Below are 14,260 nucleotides of genomic sequence, written 5' to 3'. Positions count from 1 at the left end.
CGCCCGGCGGTGCGCTGACCGTGCTCGGGGTGGGGTTGGCGCCCGTGCGATCCTGATTCGAATCGATCAGATAGGTGATCGAAAACCGACCGCCGTCGCCACCGGTGTAGCCGGGCAGCCCGGCCGCGCAATCCCGATTCGCCACGCTGGCGATGGCGGCGTCCACGGCCATCGGCGCCCGCAGATACACCTCGGCCAAATGCGCTGTGGCGCAGTCGACCACGGTGACGTCGACCCGGCTGCCGTCGGCCGGCGGCAGGTCGGCCACGCACTGACCGGGCTGCAGGTCGATCCACTTCTCGGTGTGCGAGCCCGGGGGTAGCGGGGCGGCGGTGACGGTGGGGGTGGCGAGGCCGGCGTTGGCCCAGCAGCCCACCGCCGCGACCGCGGCCAGGCCGCACCGGGTGCGCAGCCGCCGAACCCGCATCGGAAGCCTCCCTGGATCCCTTGCCTGGGTGGAGTTTACGGCGCGCCGGTCAGCGCCGGATCCGGTTTTTCCGACGACATCGCCAAGAACCCCCGCACGCAGCGCGCGGCCAGTAGCCAGTTGCCCGGCCTCCTCATGTCCAGCCCACCCAGCAGCTGTTTGATCATGGTCAGCGTGTCGAAGTAAATGCGTTCGCAGACAAGGGTTTCGGTGTCGTCGAACAGGAAGTAGGCGGTCACGCGGACGCGGAACCGGCTGCCGGTGGGCGGCACCTTGCCCAGGTAACCGCGATGCGTGCCCATCAGCCAGAATTCGACGATCACCGCGTCGGCGCTGTGCCGCAGCGCGATGATCTCGTGGTCCTGGTCGGGGAACGCGGTCCGCGTGTAGGCGTAGTAGTCGCGCACCGCCGCTTCGCCGTCGTGCACGATCAGTTGCGGGATCAGCTCGTAACGCGGATGCGGGAAGGTCGACAGCACGTCGTCCCAGGCCTGGCGGACCTCGTCGTGGAAGTGGTCGAGCACCAGCTTCTGGCGGGCGGCCAGCACCTCGGGAGCGGGAAACGCGGGGATGGTCACCGGCTCAGCGTAATCCGGCGGCCCGGCACGGGGGCGGTGTTCGCGCCGCGAATCCGATAGCGGATGCGTCAGCGGATCTGGCACGCACACATGCCTTGGGAGACAGGCGAACTCGGGGCTAGCGCGGGGGAGTCCGGGCCACCGGGCCTAGCGCGGGGGAGTCCAGGCGACCGGCAGGCGCTTGATGCCGTGGATGAATTGCGACAGCAGCCGCGCGGGCTCCTCGGTGGCGACGATGTCGGGGATCTCGTGGCGCAGCTCGTCGAACACCACCCGGATCTCGCGGCGCGCCAGGTTGGCGCCCAGGCAGAAGTGCGCGCCCCCGCCGCCGAAACCCAGGTGCGGGTTGGGGGTGCGCGCCACGTCGAACAGCCAGGGATTGTCGAACGTCGACTCGTCCCGGTTGGCCGAGTTGTACCAGAGCGCGACCTTGTCGCCGGCCTTCATCTTGGTGCCGCGCAGCTTGACGTCGCGGGTCAGGGTGCGCCGCATGTACACCACCGGCGAGGCCCACCGCACGACCTCCTCCACCGCGGTCGGCGTCAACCGGTCGAAGTCCGAGAACCACTTGTCGCGCTCGTCGGGGTAGCGGGACAGGGCCAGCACCCCGTGGCTGATCGCGTTGCGCGTCGTCTCGTTGCCGGCCACCACCAGCAGGATGAAGAACGACGCGATCTCCGACGACGTCAACCGTTCCCCGTCCACCTCGGCCTCCACCAGGCTGGTGGTCAGGTCGTCGTGATGGTTGACCCGCCGATCCTCGGCCAGCGCGGTGGCGTACGCGCCGATGTCCATCGACACCTGAAGAAACTCCTCGAAATCGGTGGCCAGGTCCGAGTCGCCGAACCCGAGAATCACGTTGGTCCAATGGAATACCCGCTGATGGTCCTCCTCGGGGATGCCCATCATGTCGCAGATGACCTGCAGCGGCAGCGGCCCGGCCAGCTCGCTGACCAGCTCGGCCTCCCCGTTGGGATGATTGGCGACCAGCGACGACACCAGCCGGCGGGCCCGCTCGCGCACCGACGCCTCGATGCGCGCCACCACCTTCGGGGTGAACGCGCGGCTGACGATCGAGCGCAGCCGCTGGTGGCGCGGATCGTCGAGCACGATCATCGAGCCGAAATACTCTGCCAGCTCCGGTGTTTGGTCGTTGATGGTGATGTTCGGGACGGAGCTGAAGATCTCCGGATGCCGGCTGGCGAAGTGGACGTCCTCGTGCTTGGTCAGCGCCCAATAACCGTTGCCCGCCACGAACCCGTCCATCTCGATCGCCGGCCAGAACGAGATCGGCGCCTCGCGGCGCAACGTGGCGAAGGCGCCGTCGCGGAAGTCGTCGTCGTATCCCCAAAAGTCAAGCGACTCAAGGTGAATGTCGGCCAGCGGGACGCGGGGCGGCGGCGCCCCGTTGATCCGTGTGGCCAAGCCCTTTTTCGGTCGCGTCTTGAGGCTCACCGGGACCTCCTCTGTGCTCGGGACTGCTCGGTCAGTGGGTGCACACGGTCCGGGCGGGCGTGCCGACCGAAGCCGTCGCCGCACTCACCACGTTGCCGTCGACCAGGATCTTGCAGGAGATGGGACCCGGCCCCTGCGCGCTGACGGTGAACACCTCCCCGCCGAACCCGGTGAACTGCGCCGACCAGGGCAGCGGCGCATTCACCTGATGCAGCTGACCGGTGTCGGTTTGGTAGTAGATGAATTCGGCGACCGCGGGCCCGTTGACCTCGTAGCGGACCTGCGACATCTGGGGCAGCGCGTGGGCCACACCGCAGGCGTTCGCGAAACCGAAACCGACGGCCACCAACAGCGACGACCCGGCGAGGTGCTTGCTCATAAATGCATCGTGTCACCACGGGCGACGGTAGGGAAGCTTATGGTGAAGCCCGACGCGGGGATTGGTGAACCAAAAGGTGGCGGCAAGGATGTCCGAACACGGCTCGAAGCGTGTGGTCGTTTGGGGTACTGGTTTCGTCGGCAAGATGGTGATCGCCGAGATCGTCAAGCATCCGCTGTTCGAGTTGGTGGGGGTGGGCGTCAGCAACCCGGCCAAGGTCGGCCGCGACGTCGCCGACATCTGCGGGCTGCCCGAGCCGACGGGCGTCATCGCCACCGACGACGTGGACGCCCTGATCGCGCTGAAACCCGACGCGCTGGTGCACTACGGCCCGACGGCCATGCACGCCAAGGAGAACATCGCGCTGATCACCCGGTTCCTGCGGGCCGGCATCGACGTGTGCTCGACCGCGATGACGCCGTGGGTGTGGCCGACCATGCACCTCAACCCGCCCAACTGGATCGCGCCCATCACCGAGGCCTGCGAGCTGGGGGAGTCGTCCTGCTTCACCACCGGCATCGACCCCGGCTTCGCCAACGACCTGTTCCCGATGACCCTGATGGGGCTGTGCTCGGAGGTGCGCCGCGTCCGGGCCTCCGAGCTGCTCGACTACACCAACTACGAGGGCGACTACGAGGTCGAGATGGGCATCGGCCGCGAGCCCGAATACAGCCCGATGCTGGAAAACCGCGACGTGCTGATCTTCGCCTGGGGCGCCACCGTCCCGATGATCGCGCACGCCGCCGGCATCATGCTCGACGAGATCACCACCACCTGGGACAAGTGGGTGACACCCACCGAACGCACCACCGCCAAGGGCGTCATCAAACCCGGGCATGTCGCCGCCGTCCGGTTCACCATCAACGGCGTCTACCGGGGCGAGACCCGCATCCAGCTCGAGCACGTCAACCGGATCGGGCTGGACGCCGCCCCGGACTGGCCGTCCGGCCACGACAACGACGTCTACCGGGTGGACATCGAAGGCACCCCGAGCATCTTCCAGGAGACCGCGTTCCGCTTCACCGACGGCTCCGGCCGGGACGCCGCCGCGGCCGGATGCCTGGCCACCGGGCTGCGGGCGCTGAACGCCGTGCCGGCGGTCAACGAGCTGCGGCCCGGCTGGGTCACCCCGCTCGACCTGCCGCTGATCCCCGGCACCGGCACCATCCGCTGAGGCGCGCACAGCGTGCGCATAGCCGAAGCTGACCCGAGTTACAGGTTTGGACGGCACAATGACGGCTAGCCGAATGCGAGTCGGTGCGCTGCGAACACGGGGATCACACATGGCCAATGGAGCTGGGACCGCACTGGGCTTGTCGATCGGCGCCACCAACCTGGCGGCCGTCACCTCCGATCACGCCGTCACCCGCAAGCCCGTCCTGACCCGGTATCCGGACCGGCCCGCCGAGGTCGGCGTGCCCGCCGAGAATCCCCGGTTGCAGGGGCCCGGCGTGGTGATCACCGGCTTCGTCAACCGGGTCGGCGACCCGCGGCCCGTCGTCGCGTCCGACGGCTCGGTGCACCGCAGCGAGATACTGCTGGCCGACGCGCTGCGGGCGCTGGCCTACGCCGCCACCGGCGGGCGCGCCCTGCCCGACGACATCGCCGTCACCTACCCGGCGCACTGGGAGTCGGCGGCGGTGGAGGCCCTGGGCGCCGCGCTCGGCGAGATCCCCGAATGGTCGCGACGCGCCCGGCCCATCGTGCTGATCCCCGACGCCGCCGCGGCCCTGCTGGCGGTGCGGACCAGCCCGGGCCTGCCGGCGCGCGGAACCGTGGCCGTCTGCGATTTCGGCGGCAGCGGCACCAGCATCACGCTGATGGACGCCGACGGCGACTACCGGGCGCTGGCCCCGACCCTGCGGCACCGGGATTTCTCCGGCGACGTGATCGACCAGGCGCTGCTGGGCGTCGTGGTCGCCAATATGCCGACCACCGGCGCATTCCCCACCGGCACCGCGGCCATCGGCTCGCTGAGCCGGCTGCGCGGCGGGTGCCGGGTGGCCAAGGAGCAGCTGTCCGCCAACACCACGACCACCCTGACCGACGGGCTGACCGGGGTGCGCGGCGAAATCCGGCTCACCCGAGCCGAACTCGACGACGCGATCGCCCCCGCGCTGGGCGGCTTCGTCACCGTGCTTCGGGAAACGTTGTCGCGCAACGGGATCCGTGATCTCGCCGCGGTGGTGTCGACGGGCGGCGGGGCGAATCTGCCCGCCGTCACCACCACGCTGGCGCGGCATTTCCGTGTTCCGGTCGCCACCACGCCGCACCCGCAGCTCACCGCGGCGGTCGGGGCCGCGTTGCGGGTGGCGCACGCGGACGCCGGCGCGACGTTCACCGCACCGGCCGCACCCGCCACCGCCACCGCCCGCGCGGCGGCCCGGCCGGAGCCGCGCGAGGACGTGACCGCGACCGCCGCGGTGCCGCCGGCGAATCCCGCACCCATGGAAGCGCAGGCTTGGTCGGACACCGGGACCGACGCCGCGGTCCCGCCGCCCCGGCGCAAGCGGCTGTTCACCCGGTCGCGGCTGTTCCCCACGGCGGCGGTCGTCATCGCCGCCGCGGCGCTGCTGCCGGTGGGCACCGCCCTGATGATCGGACTGACCGCGCAGAACAAATCGGACAAATCGGTGACCACCCCGGCGCCCACTCTGAGCACCACCCCGGCGCCGCCCCCACCCAGCGTCACCGCCGAGCCCGCGCCGCCACCCGCGGACATCCCGGTGCCGTCGACGTCGGACACCAACCCGCCCGCCGAGACCGAGACGCCGATGACCACCACGCCGCGGGCCACCCCGTAGGCGGCCCCGCCCGCGCATCCGCTGCCCCCGCGCAGGGTCGCGGCCCCGGCGATCCCGCCCATTCCCGGGCTCAACGAACCCATCCCCGGGCTGGACCGGGTCAACCAGATCATTCAGGAAATCGAAGGAAACCTGGGCGTCGGGTAATTCCCTTACAGCTCAGCCCTTTTCGTCCTTGTTCGGAGCGGCGGCGGCTTCCCGGAGCACCTCGTTGAGGGCCTTGTCCTTCTCGATCTGATCCCGCAAGGCCTGCTCGTCGCGGCCCTCGTCGGCGTGATCGGTGCCCTCGGCGACTTCATGCTTGGGATTGCCGTCCTCGTCCAGCCACTCGTTGACCGCCGTCCCGGACACGCTGCCGCCGGTGCCGGGCAGCACGATGGTGGCCTTGTCCTCGTAGGCCTCCATCATCTCGGCGGCCTTCTTCTTGTCGTCCTCGTCGGGTTCCGGCTTCTCGGTCAACCGCTGATCATCGTCTCGGCCAGAGGCTTGATCGTCTCGCGCGCTCATGCATCTACCCCCTCGCAGTCGCAGATTCGACGATGGGGGGGGGGTTACCCGCTGCGCTGTTGTGCCGAAACTCTCATCACTGCGCCGCCTCGCGCTTGACCAGCACCAGCAACGCCTGCGGGATCCGCATCGGCTCCGGCGCGCTTGACAGGCGCTGGGCGATCGCGCTCTGCAGCTGCTCGACGAACCGCGGGGCCCGCGGGTCGCGGATCCCGTCGTCGAGTCCGGCCACCAGCGCGGGGAACAGCGCGGACCGCGCGAAGGCCGCCCACTGCGCGCCGAACGCCTCGGCGTCGTGGTCGGCCTGGAAGCGAGCCCAGAACCGGTCCTCGGCGTTGAAGATCTCCAGCTGCTCGACCATCAACCCCTCGAACCGACCCTTCGGCGCGAACGGTGCGCGAAAATCCTTCTCGCTGCGGGCGAAGGTGGGAATCGTCATGCGCTGCAACTCATCCGGGCGCAGCAGGCCGTCGCGCCGCTGATCCTCGAGCGCCTCGACGATGGCATCGAGCAGCGCGGCGAAACCCGCCGAGCAGCGCCCGTCCTCCTCGTCGGCGGCCAGGGTCAACGCCACCAGCCGGCCCTCGGGGGCCAGCTCGCGGCCCCGGAAGGCGACGAAGTTGTGCCAGTCCAGCGCGGCCTGGTCGGCGTAGGCCGCCAGCACCGCGTCGTCCCTGCTGCACGACACGTGCACATGATCGGGCACCGCACCCGGGGTGCGGCTGAGCCACTGCGTCGCCCACGACGTCCAGCCCAGGTTGACCGTCCGCGACGGCACGATCTGGTTGTAGAACGACCGGCCGATCGCCGAGGTGAACGTCGCCGCATCCGCGTGCAGGTAGCTCTCCGGGTCGTCGGCCACCGTGTCGAACAGCGCCGAGAAGTCATTGCCCGGTAAATCGGTGTGCGCCACCAGGATTGCGTGATCGGGGCGGGTGCGCCGGCGCAGCACCGAAACGGCCGCCGACAACGGCTTGAGCGAATTGTGGCCGTTGGCGGCGCCGTAGTCGGCCACGACGATCGGCTGCGGGGCCTTGGGCAGCGCCACCTGCTCGGCGGCCCGCTCGAACTGCGCGATCGCCTTCGCCAAACCGGCGGCGCGCAGCCGCGAGGCCTCGGTGTAGGTGGGTTCCGGCCGGACCACGATGCTTGATTGGAGGCCCGATTCGGGCGTCCCAGGTTCAGGCATGGATCAACGATAGTGGTTGAGTTGCCGGTCAGTTCGGCTTGCCGGGATCAGTGGCCGCGCGCCACCCACTCCTCGTAGTGCACGATCTCGTCGCCGATGGTGGTGCTGTCGCCGTGGCCGGTGTGCACGACGGTTTCGCCGGGCAGCGTGCCGAGTCGGCCGGAGATCGACTGCAGGATGGTCGGGAAGTCCGAATAGGAGCGTCCCGTCGCGCCGGGACCGCCGGAGAACAGCGTGTCGCCGCTGAACACCACGCCGAGTTCCGGCGCGTACCAGCACACCGAGCCGGGGGAGTGGCCGGGCGTGTGCAGCGCCAGCAGCTCGGTGCCGGCCACATCGATGGTGTCGCCGTCGGCGATGGTGCGGAAGTCCTTGTCCGGGTGGGTCATTCGCCACAGCACGTCGTCGCCCGGGTGCAGCAGCACCGGGGCGTCCAGCGCGGCGCCCAGCTCGGGAGCCACCGTGACGTGGTCGTTGTGGCCGTGCGTGCACACCACCGCCACCACGTTGCGGTTGCCGACGGCCGCCACGATCGGCTCGGCGGTGTGCGCGGCGTCGAACACCACCACGTCGGAGTCGTCGCCGACGATCCAGATGTTGTTGTCGACTTCCCAACTGCCGCCGTCGAGTTCGAAGGTGCCGTGGGTGACGATCTTGTCGATGCCGGCCATCACAGCATCACCACCGAGCGCAGCACCTTGCCGTCGTGCATGTTGTGGAAGGCGGCTTCGACGTCGCCGAGCCCGATGCGCTCGGAGACGAACTTTTCGAGGGGAAGCCGGCCCTGCAGGTACAGCTCGATCAGCGTGGGGAAGTCGCGTTCGGGCAGGCAGTCGCCGTACCACGACGACTTCAACGACCCGCCGTGGCTGAAGAAGTCCACCAGCGGCATCTCCAGCGTCATGTCGGGAGTCGGAACACCCACCAGCACAACGGTTCCCGCCAGGTCGCGGGCGTAGAAGGCCTGCTTCCAGGTTTCCGGGCGGCCCACCGCGTCGATCACCACGTTGGCGCCGAACCCGTCGGTGAGGTCCTGAATCGCGGCCACCACGTCGGCCTGGCGGGCGTTGACGGTGTGGGTGGCGCCGAAGCCGCGGGCCCAGTCCAGTTTGGTGTCGTCGGTGTCGACGGCGATGATGCGCCGGGCGCCTACCAGCGCCGCGCCCGCGATCGCGGCATCGCCCACGCCGCCGCAGCCGATCACCGCGACGGTGTCATCGCGGGTGACGGCACCGGTGTTGATCGCCGCGCCCAGCCCGGCCATCACCCCGCAGCCCAGCAGCCCGGCGACGGCGGGGTCGGCGGCGGGGTCGACCTTGGTGCACTGGCCGGCGGCCACCAGTGTCTTGTCGGCGAACGCCCCGATGCCCAGCGCCGGTGTCAGCTCGGTGCCGTCGGTCAGCGTCATCTTCTGGGTGGCGTTGAAGGTGTCGAAGCACAGGTGCGGGCGGCCGCGCTTGCAGGCCCGGCACTGCCCGCACACCGCGCGCCAGTTCAGCACCACGAAGCCGCCCGGCTGCACCGCGGTCACGTCGGGGCCGACGGCCTCGACCCGGCCGGCGGCCTCGTGGCCGAGCAGAAACGGGTACTCGTCGTTGATGCCGCCCTCGCGGTAGGTCAGGTCGGTGTGGCACACCCCGCAGGCGATGACGTCGACCAGCGCCTCACCGGGCCCGGGATCGGGAACGACGATGTCGACCAACTCAACGGGTTCGCCCTTCTTGCGTGAAATCACGCCGCGCACTGTCTGACTCATGGGCTCCAACCTACTGTCGTCCGCCATACATCTCGCGGCGGGCCGTCCACCCATCGACCCGGTGTAGCGTCCCAGGGCGTGACGGCTTTGGAGACGACCGACGAATTCACCGACCGGATCACCGCGGCCATCGACGGCGCCAGCCTGGCGCTGCTGCTGAGCATCGGACATCAGACCGCTCTGCTGGACACGATGGCCGGACTCCCGCCGGCCACCAGCGATCGGATCGCCGAGGCCGCCGGGCTCAACGAACGCTACGTCCGGGAGTGGCTGGCCGGCATGACCACCGGACGCGTCGTCGACTACCACCCCGCCACCGCCGAGTACTCGCTGCCCGCGCACCGCGCCAAGGTGCTGACCCGCGCGGCCGGGCCGGACAACCTGGCCCTAGTCGCCCTGTTCCTCCCGCTGCTGGCCGAGGTCGAGCAGAAGATCATCGGCTGCTTCCGCACCGGCGGCGGCCTGCCCTACACCGAGTTCCCGCGCTTCCACGCGTTGATGGCCGAGCAGAGCGGCGTGGTGTTCGACACCGCGCTGGTCGACGTGGTGCTGCCGTTGGTCGACGGGCTGGTGCCGTGGCTGCGCCGCGGAGCCGACGTCGCCGATTTCGGCTGCGGCAGCGGGCACGCGATCAACGTGATGGCACAAGCGTTTCCGGCCAGCCGATTCACCGGCATCGACTTCTCCGAGCACGCCATCGCCGCCGGGATCGCCGAAGCCGCCGAACGCGGCCTGGCGAACGCGTCCTTCGAAAGTCACAATCTCGCCGATCTCGACAGGGCCGACGCCTACGACCTCATCACGGTGTTCGACGCCATCCACGACCAGGCGCAGCCCGCCCGGGTGCTGGCCAACATCCACCGCGCGCTGCGGCCCGGCGGCGTGCTGCTGATGGCCGACATCAAGGCGTCGAGCCGGCTCGAGGACAACGTCGGCGTCCCGATGAGCACCTATCTGTACACCACCTCGCTGATGCACTGCATGACGGTGTCGCTGGCCGCCGACGGCGCCGGGCTGGGCACCGCGTGGGGCACACAGCTGGCCGTCGCGATGCTGGGCGAGGCCGGCTTCGCCGACGTGCGGGTGGCCGAGATCGAGTCCGACCCGATCAACAACTACTACATCGCCCGCAAGAGCTGATGGCGGCGCTCGACGCTCTGGACGAATGGCCCGTCGGGGCCGTCGCCGCCGCGGTGATCGGACCCACCGGCGTGCTGGCCGGCCACGGCGACGCCGAGCGGGTGTTCGCGCTGGCCTCGGTGACCAAGCCGCTGGCGGCGCGCGCCGTGCACGTCGCCGTCGAAGAGGGCGCCGTCGAGCTGGACGCGGCCGCCGGTCCGCCCGGCGCCACCATCCGCCACCTGCTGGCGCACACCTCGGGGCTCTCGATGCACTCCGATCAGGTGCTGGCCCCGCCCGGCACCCGCCGCATCTACTCCAACCAGGGCTTCACCGTGCTGGGCGAAACCCTGGAAGAAGAGACCGGCATCGAATTCGCCCGCTACCTGCACGAGGCGGTGTGCCAACCCCTGGGCATGACCGCCACCCGGCTGGACGGGGGCGCGGTGGCGGCCGGATTCGGGGCGACGTCGACCGTGGCGGACCTGGCGGCATTCGCCGGCGACCTGCTGCGGCCGACGACGGTCTCCGCGCGGTTGCACGCCGAGGCGACGACGGTGCAGTTCCCCGGGCTGGACGGCGTGCTGCCCGGCTACGGGGTGCAGCGGCCCAACGATTGGGGGCTCGGTTTCGAGCTGCGCGACGGCAAGGCGCCGCACTGGACCGGCGCGGCCAACTCGGCGCGAACGTACGGTCATTTCGGCCAGGCGGGCGGCTTCATCTGGGCCGACCCCGACATCGAGCGGGCGCTGGTGGTGCTCACCGACCGCGATTTCGGGGAGTGGGCGCTGGACCGGTGGCCGGCGATTTCGGACGCCGTGATATCCGAATACAGCTAAATCGGATCGCACACTAGCGCAACATGGGTATCACAGGGCACAATAGACACGCGCGACACAGAAAAAATCGAAGATTTGCGCAAGCTGCCCTGCTTGCCGGGTCCACAGGTCGTTGGGGAAGACGTCCCTCGTGGAACCGAAGGAGCAGGAAATGCGAGCGTCGAACCAATTCGCCGACGTGACGACTGGCGTGGTGTACGTGCACGCCTCGCCGGCGGCGGTGTGCCCGCATGTCGAGTGGGCGTTGTCGTCGACCCTGGGGGCCAAGGCCAACCTGACCTGGACGCCCCAGCCGGCGATGCCCGGACAGCTGCGCGCGGTCACCAACTGGGTCGGTCCGGTGGGCACCGGCGCCAAGCTGGCCAACGCGTTGCGCTCCTGGTCCGTGCTGCGGTTCGAGGTCACCGAGGACCCCAGCCCCGGAGTCGACGGCCACCGCTTCAGCCACACCCCGCAACTGGGTCTGTGGAGCGGGGCGATGAGCGCCAACGGCGACATCATGGTCGGGGAGATGCGGCTGCGCGCGATGATGGCCCAGGGCGCCGACACGCTGGCCGCCGAGCTGGATTCCGTGCTGGGGACGGCCTGGGACGAGGCGCTCGAGGCATTCCGCGACGGCGGCGACGCCGGCGAGGTGACCTGGCTGAGCCGGGGCGTGGGTTAGGGACCGGCCCGCAGGATCCGCAGCGCGCCCGGAACGGCGGAGATCTCCGCCGGCAGCGGGCAGGCGAAGTCGCCGTCGGCGTAGACGTTGATCCCCGGACACTCGACGTGGATGGATTTGGCCCGCGCCGTGCTCACCTGCTCGAGTTCGACGTGCGTGCCCTTCATCACGGTCGGGAACAGGCGGACCAGCTTGGCGCGCGATGCCTCGTGCACCATGGTGATGTCGAGCAGGCCGTCGGCGTGGTCGGCGGCCGGGCAGATCCGCATTCCGCCCCCGTAGCTGCGGGTGTTGCCGAAGGCGGCCAGCGTGATGTCGGCGTCGATCTCGCGGGCGCCGTCGAGCACCAGGCGAAAAGGTAAGAGCCGCAACTGGGACAGCTCGGCGAGCATGGCCACGTAATAGCGCAGCCGGCCGTGCGGCCAGCGCATCCGGTTGGCGCGATCGGTGACCAGCGAGTCGAAGCCGGTGGCCGCCACGGTGCCGAACCATTTGTCGAATCCGTTGTCGGCCCGAATCCGGCCCAGGTCAACGGTTTCGGCCCAGCCGTCGACGATGATGTCGGCGGCGGCCTCGGGATCCTTGGTGGGGATCCCGAATTCACGGGCGTGGTCGTTGCCGGTGCCCGCCGGGACGATGCCGGCGGGAATGTCGGTGCCCGCCAACACTTGTAGCGCGTTGGAGAACACCCCGTCGCCCCCGGTCACCATGACCGCGTCGGCACCCTTGTCCAGTGCCGCACCGACCAGGTGCCGGGCGTCTTGCGCGTCGTCGCCGATGATTTCGACGACCTCCACTCCGCGCCGGTGCAGCCGGGCGATCGCCCGCTGCGCGGCGGCCACCGCGGCGCCGTGCCCGGAGGCCGGGTTGGTCAGCGCGATCACCTTGCCGATCTCGTACCGGCGCAGCCGTGCAGCCGGGGACGTCACGGAATCAGCTTGCCGGGGTTGAGGATTCCGGCCGGGTCCAGGGTGTCCTTGACCGCGCGTAGCACCTGCACTCCCAACTCGCCGATCTCCTCGGGCATCCACGGCCGGTGGTCGGTGCCGACGGCGTGGTGGTGGGTGATGGTCCCGCCGGTGGCCATGATCGCATCCGAGGCGGCCTTCTTGGCGGTTTTCCACTGCTCGATCGGATCGCCGCGTTGCCCGGCGACCACGGTGAAGTACAACGACGCGCCCGTGGGGTAGACGTGCGAAATGTGGCACATCACCAGCGCCGGGGTGCCGGTCTGCGCCAGCGCGGTGGTGAGTGCTTGTGTGACAGCGGCTTTCAGCGCCGAGATGTTGGACCAGTCGGTGGCCGTCTCCAGTGTTTCGCACAGCGCCCCGGCCGCCAGCAGTGAGTCGCGCAGGTAGGGCGCACCGAACCGGCCGCGCTCCCAGGCCCGGGCCGGGCCGTCCCCCAGCGACGTTCCGCCCTGGGCCGCCAGCAGCGCGCGGGTTTCGGCGTGCCGGCTGTCGACGTGTTGTTCGGTGCCCTCGAACATGGTGATGCACAGGCAGCCGCCGGTGATCCGGGACTCGCCGATCGCCTCCGTGGTGGCCAGGTTGACCCCCGTCTCGGCCTCGTCGGAGAGGCGAATCACGGTGGGGCCGGTGCCATTCTGGGTGACCGCGCGCAGGGCGGCCGCTCCGGTTTCGAAGTCGGGGAACGACCATGCCTCGTAGCGAACGGCCTGCGGAATGCGGTGCACCCGCAGCCGCACCCGGGTGATGACGCCCAGGGTGCCCTCCGAGCCGATCAGCAGCTGACGCAGGTCCGGGCCGGCGGCCGACTCCGGTCCGCGCCCCAGGTCCATGGTGCCCACCGGGGTGATCACCCGCAGCCCGCGCACCATGTCGTTGAACCGGCCGTAGCCCGCCGAGTCCTGCCCGGAGGACCGGGTTGCGGCGAAGCCACCGATGGTGGCGTATTCGAAGCTCTGCGGAAAATGGCCAAGCGAAAAGCCATGTGCACCAAGCAGTTTCTCAGCATCCGGACCGGTGACCCCGGCCCCGAGAACCGCCAGGCCGGACACCGGGTCCAACGAGATCAGCTGATCGAAACGGCGCAGATCCACCGCGACGGCGGCGCCGAACCCGGCGCGCTCGGGGGTGAGCCCGCCGACCACGCTGGTGCCCCCGCCGAACGGTACGACCGCGATCCGATGCTGGGAGCAATAGCGCAGAATCGCGGCGACGGACTCGTCGTCGCCGGGCAGCAACACGGCGTCGGGCGCATCCTGCGGGCCCGGGCCGTTGCGGCTGAGCAGGTCGATGGTGGACTTGCCGCCCGCGTGCAGCAACCGATCGGAATCGGCGGTGCGGCAGTACTCGGGGCCGACGATGGCGGCCAGCGCCTCCCGGTCCGCCGGCGATAGCGTGGACGGACGCAACCGCACCTGCTCGGGTCGCGGCTCGGCCGCGCGGGACCCCTCGATCCCCACGGCCTGCTGCAGCAATGACCGGATGCCCTCGGAGAGCGGTTTGGCCGCGGCGGGATCCCCCCAGGCGTTCCATTTCATCGGCGGCAGCAGCCGCTCCGGATGCGTCATGCGTTAC

14 protein-coding genes and 1 pseudogene are annotated in these 14,260 nt (G+C 70.0%); 5 read left to right on the top strand and 10 right to left on the bottom strand.

What is annotated here, in order from left to right:
- Positions 1-16 precede the first annotated feature (16 nt).
- The 4 genes and pseudogenes from MAA44156_RS11175 to MAA44156_RS11160 form a co-directional block, all read right to left on the bottom strand.
- Positions 17-427 (bottom strand): annotated as a pseudogene (locus MAA44156_RS11175) (hypothetical protein); the annotation flags it as partial.
- A gap of 35 nt (positions 428-462) precedes the next feature.
- Positions 463-1,005, bottom strand: coding sequence for an ester cyclase (locus MAA44156_RS11170; protein ID WP_009976424.1), 543 nt, complete (start codon positions 1,003-1,005; stop codon positions 463-465).
- A 147-nt stretch (positions 1,006-1,152) separates the two neighbouring features.
- A complete protein-coding gene (locus MAA44156_RS11165) occupies positions 1,153-2,460 on the bottom strand; it encodes a cytochrome P450 (protein ID WP_029248459.1) in 1,308 nt (435 codons plus the stop codon).
- A 31-nt stretch (positions 2,461-2,491) separates the two neighbouring features.
- A complete protein-coding gene (locus MAA44156_RS11160; RefSeq protein WP_009976428.1) occupies positions 2,492-2,839 on the bottom strand; it encodes an MmpS family transport accessory protein in 348 nt (115 codons plus the stop codon).
- Positions 2,840-2,927: 88 nt separating this feature from the next.
- Between MAA44156_RS11160 and MAA44156_RS11155 the strand changes: the two genes are divergently transcribed.
- Both MAA44156_RS11155 and MAA44156_RS11150 read left to right on the top strand, forming a co-directional pair.
- Positions 2,928-4,013: an NAD(P)H-dependent amine dehydrogenase family protein gene (locus tag MAA44156_RS11155; protein WP_009976430.1), complete on the top strand. Its 1,086-nt coding sequence runs from the start codon at positions 2,928-2,930 to the stop codon at positions 4,011-4,013.
- A 109-nt stretch (positions 4,014-4,122) separates the two neighbouring features.
- Positions 4,123-5,643 carry an Hsp70 family protein gene (locus MAA44156_RS11150; RefSeq protein ID WP_428842550.1) on the top strand — a complete coding sequence of 507 codons (1,521 nt, stop codon included), beginning with the start codon at positions 4,123-4,125 and terminating at the stop codon, positions 5,641-5,643.
- Between the two features lie 159 nt (positions 5,644-5,802).
- Here MAA44156_RS11150 and MAA44156_RS11145 read toward each other — a convergent pair whose 3' ends face one another.
- From MAA44156_RS11145 to MAA44156_RS11130, 4 genes are all read right to left on the bottom strand, one after another.
- Positions 5,803-6,150, bottom strand: a complete 348-nt coding sequence (locus MAA44156_RS11145; RefSeq protein ID WP_023879935.1) for a hypothetical protein — start codon at positions 6,148-6,150, stop codon at positions 5,803-5,805.
- Positions 6,151-6,226: 76 nt separating this feature from the next.
- Positions 6,227-7,294, bottom strand: coding sequence for a class I SAM-dependent methyltransferase (locus MAA44156_RS11140; RefSeq protein WP_009976433.1), 1,068 nt, complete (start codon positions 7,292-7,294; stop codon positions 6,227-6,229).
- A 92-nt stretch (positions 7,295-7,386) separates the two neighbouring features.
- On the bottom strand, positions 7,387-8,010 hold the full coding sequence (locus MAA44156_RS11135) for an MBL fold metallo-hydrolase (RefSeq protein WP_003872382.1): 624 nt from the start codon (positions 8,008-8,010) through the stop codon (positions 7,387-7,389).
- Complete coding sequence (locus MAA44156_RS11130) at positions 8,010-9,095, bottom strand: S-(hydroxymethyl)mycothiol dehydrogenase (RefSeq protein WP_009976434.1); 1,086 nt, start codon at positions 9,093-9,095, stop codon at positions 8,010-8,012. The genes MAA44156_RS11135 and MAA44156_RS11130 overlap by 1 nt, the downstream gene beginning before the upstream one ends.
- Positions 9,096-9,173: 78 nt before the next feature.
- On the opposite strand from MAA44156_RS11130, the gene MAA44156_RS11125 reads away from it, so the two are divergent.
- From MAA44156_RS11125 to MAA44156_RS11115, 3 genes are all read left to right on the top strand, one after another.
- Positions 9,174-10,235, top strand: a complete 1,062-nt coding sequence (locus tag MAA44156_RS11125; protein ID WP_009976436.1) for a class I SAM-dependent methyltransferase — start codon at positions 9,174-9,176, stop codon at positions 10,233-10,235.
- Complete coding sequence (locus tag MAA44156_RS11120; RefSeq protein ID WP_009976437.1) at positions 10,235-11,053, top strand: serine hydrolase domain-containing protein; 819 nt, start codon at positions 10,235-10,237, stop codon at positions 11,051-11,053. The genes MAA44156_RS11125 and MAA44156_RS11120 overlap by 1 nt, the downstream gene beginning before the upstream one ends.
- A 151-nt stretch (positions 11,054-11,204) precedes the next feature.
- Positions 11,205-11,717 (top strand): DUF3145 domain-containing protein, encoded by a 513-nt coding sequence (locus MAA44156_RS11115; RefSeq protein WP_003872378.1) that lies wholly within the window; start codon positions 11,205-11,207, stop codon positions 11,715-11,717.
- Here the strand turns inward: MAA44156_RS11115 and MAA44156_RS11110 are convergent.
- Together MAA44156_RS11110 and MAA44156_RS11105 are read right to left on the bottom strand one after the other, a co-directional pair.
- A complete protein-coding gene (locus MAA44156_RS11110) occupies positions 11,714-12,646 on the bottom strand; it encodes a diacylglycerol kinase (RefSeq protein WP_009976439.1) in 933 nt (310 codons plus the stop codon). The two genes, MAA44156_RS11115 and MAA44156_RS11110, sit on opposite strands and share 4 nt — an antisense overlap.
- Complete coding sequence (locus tag MAA44156_RS11105; RefSeq protein WP_009976440.1) at positions 12,643-14,223, bottom strand: FAD-binding oxidoreductase; 1,581 nt, start codon at positions 14,221-14,223, stop codon at positions 12,643-12,645. The genes MAA44156_RS11110 and MAA44156_RS11105 overlap by 4 nt, the downstream gene beginning before the upstream one ends.
- Between the last annotated feature and the right edge of the window lie 37 nt (positions 14,224-14,260).

The sequence above is a fragment of the Mycobacterium avium subsp. avium genome (genome assembly GCF_009741445.1).
Lineage (GTDB): Bacteria > Actinomycetota > Actinomycetes > Mycobacteriales > Mycobacteriaceae > Mycobacterium > Mycobacterium avium.
The sequence above is the reverse complement of the archived record's forward strand: the minus strand, read 5'-3'. Positions and strand labels throughout refer to the sequence as shown.